The organism is Mesorhizobium sp. M7A.F.Ca.ET.027.02.1.1 (assembly GCF_004022985.1).
In the GTDB taxonomy this organism is placed as follows: domain Bacteria; phylum Pseudomonadota; class Alphaproteobacteria; order Rhizobiales; family Rhizobiaceae; genus Mesorhizobium.
In genome coordinates this window covers 1-10,883 of sequence record NZ_RZOL01000203.1, presented here as the reverse complement: position 1 = coordinate 10,883, position 10,883 = coordinate 1, and the positions used below count along the sequence as shown (strand labels likewise).

At 62.9% G+C, this 10,883-nt stretch carries 17 protein-coding genes and 1 pseudogene; 11 read left to right on the top strand and 7 right to left on the bottom strand.

Features of this window, described 5'->3' with window-relative positions; genetic code table 11:
* Positions 1-628: transcriptional regulator BetI (gene betI, locus EN749_RS21200; RefSeq protein ID WP_128363891.1), on the bottom strand; the 628-nt coding region annotated here is incomplete at its 3' end.
* A gap of 81 nt (positions 629-709) precedes the next feature.
* Between betI and choX the strand changes: the two genes are divergently transcribed.
* Both choX and EN749_RS21190 read left to right on the top strand, forming a co-directional pair.
* Positions 710-1,648 carry a choline ABC transporter substrate-binding protein gene (gene choX / locus EN749_RS21195; RefSeq protein ID WP_128289972.1) on the top strand — a complete coding sequence of 313 codons (939 nt, stop codon included), beginning with the start codon at positions 710-712 and terminating at the stop codon, positions 1,646-1,648.
* Between the two features lie 8 nt (positions 1,649-1,656).
* Complete coding sequence (locus tag EN749_RS21190; protein WP_128363890.1) at positions 1,657-2,469, top strand: alpha/beta hydrolase; 813 nt, start codon at positions 1,657-1,659, stop codon at positions 2,467-2,469.
* Here the strand turns inward: EN749_RS21190 and EN749_RS21185 are convergent.
* A complete protein-coding gene (locus EN749_RS21185; RefSeq protein ID WP_128363889.1) occupies positions 2,466-3,245 on the bottom strand; it encodes an NIPSNAP family protein in 780 nt (259 codons plus the stop codon). The two genes, EN749_RS21190 and EN749_RS21185, sit on opposite strands and share 4 nt — an antisense overlap.
* Positions 3,246-3,395: 150 nt before the next feature.
* Between EN749_RS21185 and EN749_RS21180 the strand changes: the two genes are divergently transcribed.
* Positions 3,396-4,016: a TetR/AcrR family transcriptional regulator gene (locus tag EN749_RS21180; RefSeq protein WP_245491466.1), complete on the top strand. Its 621-nt coding sequence runs from the start codon at positions 3,396-3,398 to the stop codon at positions 4,014-4,016.
* 64 nt (positions 4,017-4,080) lie between these two features.
* On the opposite strand, the gene EN749_RS38925 is transcribed toward EN749_RS21180, so the two are convergent.
* Positions 4,081-4,341 (bottom strand): hypothetical protein, encoded by a 261-nt coding sequence (locus EN749_RS38925; protein ID WP_245482651.1) that lies wholly within the window; start codon positions 4,339-4,341, stop codon positions 4,081-4,083.
* 35 nt (positions 4,342-4,376) lie between these two features.
* Positions 4,377-4,652 (bottom strand): hypothetical protein, encoded by a 276-nt coding sequence (locus EN749_RS38920; protein WP_245482652.1) that lies wholly within the window; start codon positions 4,650-4,652, stop codon positions 4,377-4,379.
* 131 nt (positions 4,653-4,783) lie between these two features.
* Between EN749_RS38920 and EN749_RS21170 the strand changes: the two genes are divergently transcribed.
* Complete coding sequence (locus tag EN749_RS21170; RefSeq protein WP_189367629.1) at positions 4,784-5,914, top strand: metallophosphoesterase; 1,131 nt, start codon at positions 4,784-4,786, stop codon at positions 5,912-5,914.
* 58 nt (positions 5,915-5,972) lie between these two features.
* Here the strand turns inward: EN749_RS21170 and EN749_RS21165 are convergent, their stop codons facing one another.
* Positions 5,973-6,152, bottom strand: coding sequence for a CsbD family protein (locus tag EN749_RS21165; protein WP_027037831.1), 180 nt, complete (start codon positions 6,150-6,152; stop codon positions 5,973-5,975).
* A gap of 199 nt (positions 6,153-6,351) precedes the next feature.
* Between EN749_RS21165 and EN749_RS21160 the strand changes: the two genes are divergently transcribed.
* The 7 genes from EN749_RS21160 (at position 6,352) to EN749_RS21130 (ending at position 9,878) form a co-directional block, all read left to right on the top strand.
* On the top strand, positions 6,352-7,005 hold the full coding sequence (locus EN749_RS21160; RefSeq protein ID WP_189367627.1) for a glutathione S-transferase family protein: 654 nt from the start codon (positions 6,352-6,354) through the stop codon (positions 7,003-7,005).
* A gap of 425 nt (positions 7,006-7,430) precedes the next feature.
* A complete protein-coding gene (locus tag EN749_RS21155) occupies positions 7,431-7,640 on the top strand; it encodes a cold-shock protein (protein ID WP_010915421.1) in 210 nt (69 codons plus the stop codon).
* 365 nt (positions 7,641-8,005) lie between these two features.
* Positions 8,006-8,233 (top strand): hypothetical protein, encoded by a 228-nt coding sequence (locus tag EN749_RS21150; protein ID WP_013532399.1) that lies wholly within the window; start codon positions 8,006-8,008, stop codon positions 8,231-8,233.
* Positions 8,233-8,640 (top strand): hypothetical protein, encoded by a 408-nt coding sequence (locus EN749_RS21145; protein ID WP_013532398.1) that lies wholly within the window; start codon positions 8,233-8,235, stop codon positions 8,638-8,640. The genes EN749_RS21150 and EN749_RS21145 overlap by 1 nt, the downstream gene beginning before the upstream one ends.
* A 1-nt stretch (position 8,641) precedes the next feature.
* Positions 8,642-8,809, top strand: coding sequence for a hypothetical protein (locus EN749_RS21140; RefSeq protein ID WP_127319514.1), 168 nt, complete (start codon positions 8,642-8,644; stop codon positions 8,807-8,809).
* Positions 8,810-8,864: 55 nt separating this feature from the next.
* Positions 8,865-9,185: a YkgJ family cysteine cluster protein gene (locus tag EN749_RS21135; RefSeq protein ID WP_164874009.1), complete on the top strand. Its 321-nt coding sequence runs from the start codon at positions 8,865-8,867 to the stop codon at positions 9,183-9,185.
* A gap of 81 nt (positions 9,186-9,266) precedes the next feature.
* A complete protein-coding gene (locus tag EN749_RS21130; protein ID WP_127270585.1) occupies positions 9,267-9,878 on the top strand; it encodes a LysE family translocator in 612 nt (203 codons plus the stop codon).
* A gap of 87 nt (positions 9,879-9,965) precedes the next feature.
* Here the strand turns inward: EN749_RS21130 and EN749_RS21125 are convergent.
* Together EN749_RS21125 and EN749_RS21120 are read right to left on the bottom strand one after the other, a co-directional pair.
* Positions 9,966-10,267: pseudogene (locus tag EN749_RS21125) on the bottom strand (nuclear transport factor 2 family protein).
* A gap of 170 nt (positions 10,268-10,437) precedes the next feature.
* Positions 10,438-10,883 (bottom strand): TCP-1/cpn60 chaperonin family protein (locus EN749_RS21120; protein ID WP_281061922.1); only part of this gene is annotated, 446 nt, incomplete at its 5' end.

The following is a 10,883-nucleotide window of genomic DNA, read 5'->3' as shown; positions in this document are numbered from 1 at the left end:
CGGGGCGGGGCTCCCGCCGGGCCGGCCGGCCCGCGACATAATTCTTGACCTGGCGGACGGCCTGTTCGCGCGAGACGCTGCCCGGTTGCAGGCCGAGCCGCAGCCAAAGCCCGTCGATCAGCGCCGTGACGCCAAGCGCGATGTCGTCGGCATCCGCCGGCGAGGCGAGGCCGTGCAGGCCCGACAACAGGTTCGAGCGCATGCGCGCATGGATCACCCGCTGGATACGGGCCATCTTCTCGTCGCGCGGCACCTCGGCGCAGAGCGACAGCCAGGCATGGCACAGAGGCGGCTGGAACAGATGCTCTTCGAAATTACCCTCGATCACCGCATCCATGCGCTCCATCGGCGTACGCGCCCGGCGAAGCCGCGCGATCACCGCCTGGCACAGGACGGCATTGGCTTCGCGCATCGCGTGCTCGAACAGTTCCTGCTTGTTGCGGAAATAGTGCAGCACGATGCCTTTGGAGGCACCTGCCTGGGCGGCCACTTTTTCCAGGGTCGCGCCGGCAATGCCCTCGCGCTCCAGAACCACGAAGGCCGCCTGCCGCAGCTCCTTGCGGCGTATCTCACTGAGACGCTTGAGTTTCACGGGATTGGTCCATGCATTTCGAATCCACGTTGACATTTTCGTCCGCTCAGATCAAGAATTGACCCATGGGACAATAAAAAGACCAATTGGTCAATTTCACGAATGAGGAGAACCGAAATGTTGCGCATCCTTGCAAACGGCGTCTGTTTGGCCGCCCTCATGTTGGCCTCTCATGCGGCCCAGGCGGCCGAGGGCCAAGAGTGCAGGACGGTCCGTATGGCCGAACCCGGCTGGAACGACCTTGCCTTCACCACGGGGGTCGCCAACATCCTGTTGGAGGCGCTCGGCTACGAGCCCCAAAGCCAGGTGCTCGGCATCAACGTCATCTACGAGGGCATGAAGAACAGGGACCTCGACCTGTTCCTGGGCTACTGGGATCCGGCCATGGTCACCTATTACGAGCCCTACAAGAAGGACGGCTCTGTCGAGAATGTGCGCGTCAATCTCGTGGGCGCCAAATACACCTTCGCCGTCCCGACCTACGCCTGGGACGCCGGCGTCAAGGACATTTCCGATCTGCACAAATTCGCCGACAAGTTCGGCAAGAAAATGTACGGTATCGAGCCCGGTTCAAACCAGTTGATGATGGACGCCATCGCCGATCCGGCCTTTGGCCTGGACGGCTGGCAGGTGGTCGAGTCCAGCGAAGCCGGCATGCTTTCCGAGGTCGGCTACGAGATCAAGGAAAAGCAGTTCATCGTCTTTCAGGGCTGGGCGCCGCATCCGATGAACACGATGTACGACTTCAAGTACCTGACCGGCGGCGACAAGTTCTTCGGCCCGAACTTCGGCGCCGCGACGGTGACGACGCAGGTGCGCAAGGGCTATCTGCAGCAATGCCCGAACGTCGCGCAATTCCTCGGGAATCTCGCCTTCGACATCGATTTCGAGAATGTCGGCATGGGCTATCTGATCAATGACGGCATGAAGCCGGAGGACGGCGCGCTGAAGGCAATCACGGCCAACAAGAGCCGTCTCGATGCCTGGCTCGCCGGCGTCACCACTTTTGACGGCCAACCCGGCCTTGCCGCGGTCAAGGAAAAGCTCGGCCTGTGAGGGCGGCGGTGCTTGATGCTTTGCCGGAACAGGACGCCTGGGCCGGCCGCAAGCAGTTCGTCACTGTCGGCGATCTCGACATCGCTTATGTCGAGATATCAGGCGCCGAGCCGGCACTGCTGTTGGTGCACGGCTTCACCGACACCAGCCGCAGTTTTTCGCTTCTGGCGCCATATCTGGCCGGCCGTCGTCTGATCATGCCGGATCTGCGCGGCCATGGCGCCTCGCAGGCCGGCAAGAACTGCGGCATCGCCGATCTTGCCGATGATACCGCCAGGCTGATCCAGAGTTTACAACTCGACCGACCGGTCGTCGTCGGCCATTCGCTGGGCGCCATGGTGGCCATCGCATTGGCAGGGCGACACAAGGAGCTGATCGGCGGGCTTGTGGTCCTGGCCGGCACGTTGAAGCCCGATTTCGCGCCGGGTCATCCGCTGGTGGTGAGCGTTGAGGCCCTGCGCGACCCGATATCGCCGGCCGATCCGTTCTATGTCTGGTGGCATGCCTGTCGTCCCGACGTGCCCGCAGCCTTTCTCGCCGGCTTGGCGCAAGAGGCCTCGGCGATGCCGACCCCGCGCTGGCGCGCGATTCTCGAGGAAATCCGCCGCGCCGACCTGACCGATGCTGCACGGGCCGTGCAAGCCCGGACGCTGATCATCGCCGGCGCCTGCGACCCGCTGTTCGGCGAGGCGCACCAGCAGGCGTTGCAATCCGCTCTTGCCGGAGCCGTCTTCGTTCGCGCCGAGAGCTGTGGCCACAACCCGCATTGGGAAGATCCAGGCCTCGTCGCGAAGGCCATTCTCAAGGCGTTTGAAGTCTAACGCCCGACCAATGATTGCGATGTGGGCGACAGCCGCAAAGTCTCCGTTTGTTTGGTCAGGCCGAGCTGCGCGGCCTGCCAAAAATCCTGCCATGCCGAAGAAGCGGCTAGGGCGGCCTGGTGGCGGGCATGCGCCTCGGTGCTGGCAAAACCCATGACGCTGATGAAGACGTTTTCATCAGCCCGTACCGGCAGGCGCGGAAAACTGTTTTCGGCATGCTCGGTAACGAAAGCGGCGAGCAGGCGTGCGTCGGCCGTCATCAGGCAGGCCGTCTCAATCTCGAAGCGAGTGGCGAAATCTGCCTCCGTGCCGGGCTGCAAATGATGAATCTCGATGACAGCGATGCCGGTCAGCGGTTTGTTTTGGATGGGCTTTTTATCGTCGGCCAGGCTTGGCCGCTGCTTGCCCGCGAGGTTGAAGCCGGCGCCCGGCCACGCCGGCTTGAGCAGCAGCACATCGTCGGAATCGATCATTGTCTCGTTGGCCGCGTGGCTGTTCGCCGCCCAGACCGGCCCGCCATAAAAAGCGGCGAGAGCATTTTTCCGCGCATCCATGCCGTCGAAGCCGCGCATCCAGACGAACATGTCAGGCCGATCGAGGTCCCGGAACTGGCCGATGATGGTCATGCCGGCGTCCTCCTGGCCCTCGATCAGCCTGCCGTCGAAGATGCCGATGAGCGTGTCGCGCCGACCAGGCTTCAGCGTGTATTGCCGAAGCTCGACGACGAGCGAAGCGAGCGCTGAGGGTTTCGTCGCGACGTTCTGGGGCAGGTTCATCGGATATTCTCCAAAACAGGGTGATCGCCCTGTTTTGTAAAACAGACCGGTTGTCCTGTTTTGTCAACATGCTAAAGTTCGGCAATGTCAGCAGAGATGACCGTCCAGCCAAAACCGCGCCCGGGAAAACGCATCAACGACCCTGAAAGCATGCGCAAGAAAGTGCTCGATGTCGCCGAGGGCGCGTTCCAGGCGCGCGGCTATCATGCCTCCAGCATCGGCGATCTGATGGCGGCGGCTGATGTCAGCGGCGGCGCGCTGCATCACCACTTCCCGACCAAGAAGGCGCTGGCGCTGGCTGTGATCGACGAGCGTGTGGCGGCAGCGGTCGAAGAGACATGGATCGCGCCGGTGCTGGCGGCGGCATCGGCGCGCGAGGGCGTGCGCGCCGTGTTCGAGGCCGTGGCGGCGGAACTGGAGCAGCAGGGTTTCGTGCGCGGCTGCCCGCTCAACAATCTGGCGCACGAACTGTCGCTTGCCGATCCCGATTTTCGCACTGCCCTTGCCGGGATTTTTGCCGGGTGGCGGCGCGCGATTGCCGACAAGCTGCGTGCCGACCAGCAGGCGGGCAAGGACGAGGGCACGGACCCCGAACGCTTCGCCGCGCTGACGGTCGCCGCCTATTCCGGGGCGATGTCGATGGCCAAGACGGCGCAGGATGCCGGTGTGCTGCGGGATTGCCTGGCGGGGCTGGAGCGCAGCGCGCCGTCGCCGGGCGGCTTGGTTGCCAGGCGACGCAACAGGATACTGCCACGGCCGAGAACCCCTTGAATTTGCGTCGCTGCGTTCTTCAGGCGATGCAGGGCGAGGTGGGGAACGCCGGGCTCGGGTTCAGCTACTCGGCCAGCGGCTTGATCGTCTCGTAGCCGTTGACGGATTCCGAACTGGTGCCTTCATCGTAGCGCCGCGCGAGCGCGGCTTGCAGATCGGGCGCATAAAGGGCGGTGAATGAATCCAGCGTCTCGCCGCCGCCGTTCTTGAAGGTCTCCTTGACCGCCAGGACATTGTATTTGCAGTCGCCCAGACTGAATGTCTCCTTGCCCTTGACGATCAGGCTCAGCGTCTTGGTGCCCTTCGGCGGCTTGTTCGGCGACAACTCGACGAACTCTATCGTGGCCTTTGCCCCCGCCTTCAGCGGGAACAGCTTTCGCAGATCGGAAACGGGATCATGGCCTGGCGGCCGGTGTCGCTGTCGCGAAACACCTCGATCAGGCCGGCGAACAAATATTGGGTTTGCGGCGATTGCGATTCGTAGGTGTTGATAACCGACATCATCCCGCCGGCCACGGGCCGAAATTCGCTGTGGATGCCGGGTCTCGCCAGAACGAAACCCTTCCTGGCGGACTTGGCATCGACGCAACCGGCGGCATGCGCGGTGCTCGCGCACAGCATCGCGGCCAGGATCATGCAGATAGGTGCGGCTTTCATTTTTCGTTCTGCTCCGCTTGCGCACGCGAGACATGCCAGACCCGTGGCGTCATGTCGATGATGGCGCAGAGGCGCTGGACGACCGGCTGCTGTCCATGCTGAATCAGCAGATGATGAATCGCCGTTCGACTGGATCGCTTTCTCGACGCAACTTCATGGCGCAGGCTGCGGGATTTGCCGCGGCCGGCGCCTTGCCGCGGCCGGCCTTCGGCCAGACCGGACAACGCGTCCAGTCGATCGACGCCACCTTCCTGTTCATCGCCGATGTCCATGCCTGCCGCATGGCGAGCGGCTTGAGTCCCAACTGCCTGCAGGAAGGCAAGACCGACGCCGCGCTGCTGCGCAACGTGGCGGTGCTGAATGCGCTTGGCAACAAGGACTGGCCGGCCGAGATCAATGGCGTCGCCACCGGCCTGCGTTCCGCCGGCAAGATAGGCACGCCGCTCGGCCTCGTCGTCGGCGGCGACGTCACCGACGATGGCGGCGGCCAGATCACGCAGCCGAGCGAGGGCACCCAACTGCTCCAGTTCAGCCAGCGCTACAGCCAGGGCGTCGGCCCGGATCGCGTGCACATGCCGGTCTATGTCGGGCTCGGCAACCATGATCTCGACCAGAACGGGCCGCCGCACCATGTCGACTGGTACCGGCGCGAACTGCGCGACTATGTCGAGGTCAACCATCGCGCCGGCGTGTTCTTCAAGCCGCCGGTGCCGGCCACCGACTATGATGTCGACACCGACTGCTACTCCTGGGACTGGGGCGGCCTGCATCTGATCCAGACGCATCGGTTCGCCGGCGATACCGGCCACAGCGCCGAGAGCAGCCTGCCATGGCTGAAGCAGGACCTGGCGACCTATGCGGCGGACGGCCGTCCGGTCGTCCTGTTCCAGCATTATGGCTGGGACACTTTTTCGGTGGAACGCTGGGATGCCGCCAAGAGCCACTTCGATGATGACGGCACCGGTGCGCCGCATTGGTGGAGCGAGGCCGACCGGCAAGCGTTGCTGGCGGCGCTGAAGGGCTACAATGTCGTCGGCATTTTCCACGGCCACCAGCACGAAACGCCGCTGATCTATCGCAGGGACGGGATCGACCTGTTCAAGCCGAAGGCTGCCTATATGGGCGGTTTCGCGCTGGCCAGGGTGACCAGCGACGGCATGGACGTGGTGCTGGGCGAGGCGACCGGCGATCATGGCGAGGTTGCCTTCACCAATGCTTTCAGCAAGGGCTGGAGCACATGAAAAAAGGCGGCCTTCGCGGCCGCCTTTCCCTCGATAAAGCGCGTTTCTCGATGTCGGATCAGAGCGCCTTCTTGACCTTGTCCTTGACGTCGCCATAGGCCTTCTGCACCTTGCCGGCGATCCTGTCGCCCGTGCCTTCGGCCTGGGTCTGCCTGTTGCCGGTTGCCTTGCCCGCGGCTTCCTTGACCGAGCCCTTGACCTGCTTGGCCACGCCCGCAACCTGATCCTTGTTCACCATTTTTGCGCATCTCCTGGGATTTTTGAATTCAGGGGAATTCATTTGCGGGTAGCTAACGAGCCGGCGTCGGTTAGGTTCCAGGCGTCGCCCGGACGGCAGATCAGGTCGCGCGGCCGCCGCCTTGGGCCAAGGCTGGTGGGCTAGGCTGTGAACACACGTCGACCATGGATATTGGATGGCCGAGCGTGCGGGGAGAAAAATGGCAGAGTTTACGCTCTATATCGGCAACAAGTGTTGCTCCTCATGGTCGCTGCGGCCATGGCTGGCGATGAGGCATCTGGAGATCCCGTTCGAGGAAGGTTTCGTGCGGCTGCGCACGCCTGAAACCTTTGACAATCTGGCGAAAGTGTCGCCGACAGGTCAGGTGCCGGTGCTGAATCACAATGGCAAGATCGTCTGGGAAACCCTTGCCATCCTTGAATATCTTGCCGACCTGTTTCCCGAAAAAAAGCTCTGGCCGGCCGATATCGACGCCCGTGCGCTGGCGCGTTCGGCCGCGACCGAGATGCATTCCGGCTTTCGCGAGGTTCGCTATGGCTGGCCGATGAATTTGCGTCGGCCCAAGGCCCACAAGCCGCTCGACGCCGAGGGCGAGGCGCAACGCGCCCGCATCGAGGCGCTGTGGCGCCAGTGCCGGGAAAAATACGGCAAGGGCGGCCCGTTCCTGTTCGGCCACTTCACCGCGGCCGATGCCATGTATGCGCCTGTCGTCACCCGTTTCGACACCTATGGCGGCACGCTGGCGCCGGATACACGCGCCTATGTCGACGCCGTGCTGGCAACGCCGGCGATGCGCCACTGGTATGCCGAGGCGGCCAGGGAGACGTGGCCGGAACCCGGTCCGGACGAATAGGATCCAAACGAAAACGCCCCTCGCACCTTTTATCGTGCGGGGGGCGTCTTTGCCATCAACTGTTATTCGATTGCTCTCATGAACTGCTGATGACACCGAATAAATGCGCGTCTGCGCAGATGGTTCCTGGATGCCGGAAAACTTTTCTCAAGTTGGCGCAAGCGCGCTGTTTGGCGTCCGATCTGCCGTCATGCCAGGTGTTTTGGCCAGGTGGTTTGGGAGAATTCCGCAGCTGTGGCTTTATGCAAATTTGACAGCGCGCCAAAAGAAGCCTATAAGCAAATCGTCGATATTTGTTTGACTGACTTTTGTTATCCGCGCTTTCGAGCGCGCCTTTGACGAACTTCCCACATCAAAAATCGGGACAAACGACGTTGTGCATCCGCATGGCGTCGAACGAATATTTGCCATGGAAAGGGTTCGTCATGAGCACCGGCACAGTTAAATGGTTCAACGCCACCAAAGGTTTTGGTTTTATTCAGCCTGACGACGGCTCGGCCGACGTTTTTGTCCACATCTCGGCCGTAGAGCGCGCCGGCATGCGCGACATCGTCGAGGGCCAGAAGCTCGGTTACGAGATGGTCCGCGACAACAAGTCGGGCAAGATGTCCGCCGACCAGTTGAAGGCGGCCTGAAAAAAGAATTCAGCTCTCCCGGTGACCACGGATGTACTGGCACCGGTGAGTGGCGAATTCGGGCGCATGGCCGCGGAGACCTGAGTTTCCACGGCATATCATGCGCATGAGAAGGGCGTTTCGTGCATCCCCGGTGCATCCTTTTTGGATGTCATCTGGTTGCGCGGCGCCTTTACGGAAGGTCAGGCGGTGCCTGGCCTTTTTCATTTTGCGGGCCTCGCCGCCGAAAGTGCGCTGCGCGCCGGCCTGGACGTGCTAAGGGACGCTCCAGCAATTTGAATTCGCCGCGCGTATTGCTTTGTGCGTGATCCTGACCGAAGACCCGGTCTCGCTCCATCGGCACAGGCTCCTGACAGGAGAAAGATTTGACCACCAGTTCAAAGACAACCGTCGATCAGGCCGTGTCCCTGTTCAGCAAGACGCAAACCCAGTCGATGTCGCTCAACCGCATCAATTCCGAGCGCGACGCCGTCAGCGAGGCACGTGAAGCCAAGACCGCGCGTCTGCGCGAATTGCGGCTGGAGAAGGAAGCCGACGAGATGGCCGCCGCCGCCGCGCTAGCCGCTTTGCCGAAGCGGGCCGGAAGACGCTGATGGCCACCAAACGCGTACCGCCAACACCGATCGCCGCCGACGCAACAATTGCCGATATGGTCGAAGGCCTCGACAAGCCGGTCGAATTCGTCAGGCGTGTGCTGGAAAAGCTCGAACGCTGCAAGCGTGCCCACGGTGATGCCCAGGTGCGCGTCGGCGTGCGTGGCCGCGCCGAATGTCCGAACTACCTGATCGAATATGTCCGCGAAGACGCCAAGACCCATGAGCGGGTGACTTATCAGGACGCGGCCTACAGCGGCAGCACGCATCGCGAGTTGGCGGCCCATCACATCGAGGCGGTGAAAAACTGGTCGCCCGAGGAAATGAACATCACGGCCGTTTCGGCGCTGATCGGCCGCCTGCGCAATCCGCGCGCCCCATCATCGCGCTTCGCCGACGAGGACTGACATGGCCATAAAATTCTCCTCCAAGGATCAGACGGCAGCCTCGGGTGCTGCGGCAAAACCGGCCAAGCCGGTTGCCGCGCCGAAAGCCGGCGACGCCACCGAGGCCGCGACCGATCTGTTCAAGTCGCCGGCGGATTCGCCGAAGGGCAAGACGGCTAAGAAGAAATAGCGCCTTGCCGCAAGACGCCGATCAAAACCCCGCCGCGCCGGGGCTGTCCGCCCTGGTGGCCGCCGCAAGCGTTTTGTCGTCGCAACACGGCACTTTCGATTGCCAAAGCTGCGGTGCCTGCTGCTCCTATTCGGCCGAGTGGCCGCGCTTTTCCACCGAGGATGACGCACAGCTCGACCGTATCCCGGAAAAATATGTCGCATCTGACCTGTCAGGCATGCGCTGCGAGGGCGTGCGCTGCTCGGCGCTGTCCGGCGAGATCGGCAAGTCGACCGCTTGCGGCATCTACGACGTCCGGCCGGACGTCTGTCGCGCCTGCATGCCCGGCGACGAGGAGTGCCTGATGGCACGCCAGGCGCTCGGGTTACCGGTGTAGCCAATCTCCAATCGCCTCCGCTTGTGCGCCGACCCGCAGCCCGATACCTTCCTGGTTGGGTAGGGTGCCGGAGGAACCATCGTGAGCATCGAATTTCTGTTGACGTCCCTGATTGTCGTGGCTTCGCCCGGCACCGGCGTTCTCTACACGCTGAGCGCCGGCCTCTCGCGCGGTGCGCGAGCCAGCGTCATCGCCGCCTTCGGCTGCACGCTCGGCATCATCCCGCACATGGCCGCTGCCATCACTGGCCTGGCGGCGCTGCTGCACACCAGTGCGCTCGCCTTCGAGACGCTGAAATATCTCGGCGTCGCCTACCTGCTGTACATGGCCTGGAACACACTCAAGGAAAATGGTGGCCTCAGCGTCGACCAGGATGTGACGCCGCGTTCGGCCGGCAAGGTGATTGCCACCGGCATCCTCGTCAACGTGCTCAATCCGAAACTTTCGATCTTCTTCTTCGCCTTCCTGCCGCAATTCGTCAGCACCACGGAGCCCAACGCGCTGTCGAAGATGCTGGAGCTGAGTTCCGTCTTCATGCTTTTGACCTTCGTGGTTTTCGTCGGCTACGGCATCTTCGCCGCCTCGATCCGCAGCCACGTCGTCTCGCGGCCAATGGTGTTGACCTGGATGCGCCGGACCTTCGCCGGCGCCTTCGTCATGCTCGGCGCGAAGCTGGCGCTGGCGGATCGGTAGAGCCACGGCAAGCGGCTCAGTCTTGCTGATCCGCTCGCCTTGTTGCGCTGTTCCGGGCGATGCCCTTTGGGAAATTGCTCGGGCGCGCTACCCCTTCACATAGCCCATCGCTTCGACGATCCGCCCGTCGGCCACGCGCATGAGGTTGACGCCGCGCAGCGAATTGCCGTCGGCCATGAAATAGCGCCAGCGGATCGTTGCCCGGTCGCCGGCAACGAAGGTTTCCTCGACATCGAAGCGCGTGCCGGCCTGAGTCGCGATCGCCGTCCAAAGCCCGACACACGCCGCTTGACCGGCAAAACGAGCGCCGTCCGGCGCCGGCACGGTGTTTCGATCACGCAATCCTCGGCCATCAACTCGACGAGTGCCGAAGGATCATGGCGTTGGATGCCGCCGTCTGAGAGGCCACGCCGCCGCTGCGCAAAACAAAAAAGGCGGCATCTCTGCCGCCCTTTCCGTATCTGAAGGCTGATAGGGCTGGATTAGAAATCCATGCCGCCACTCAAGCCCGCTTGCGGGCTTGAGCAATGTTAGTTGATGGGCGTGCTTTATGGACTTCTTAGAAATCCATACCGCCCATGCCGCCCATGCCGCCGCCCATGCCGCCAGGCATGCCGCCGCCGCCAGCCGACTCCTTCTTCGGAGCCTCCGCGATCATGGCTTCGGTGGTGACGAGCAGGCCGGCGACCGAGGCCGCGTCCTGAAGAGCCGTACGGACAACCTTGACCGGATCGACGATACCCATGGCGATCATGTCGCCATATTCGCCGGTCTGGGCGTTGTAGCCGAAGGTCGCGCCCTTGTTCTCAAGGATCTTGCCGGCAACGATCGATGCTTCCGCACCGGCGTTGGCCGCGATCTGGCGGGCCGGAGCCTGCAGCGCACGACGAACGATGTTGATGCCGGCGGCCTGGTCGGCGTTGACGCCGGTGGCCTTGATGTTGGCCGAAGCGCGCAGCAGCGCGACGCCACCACCAGCAACGATGCCTTCTTCGACGGCCGCGC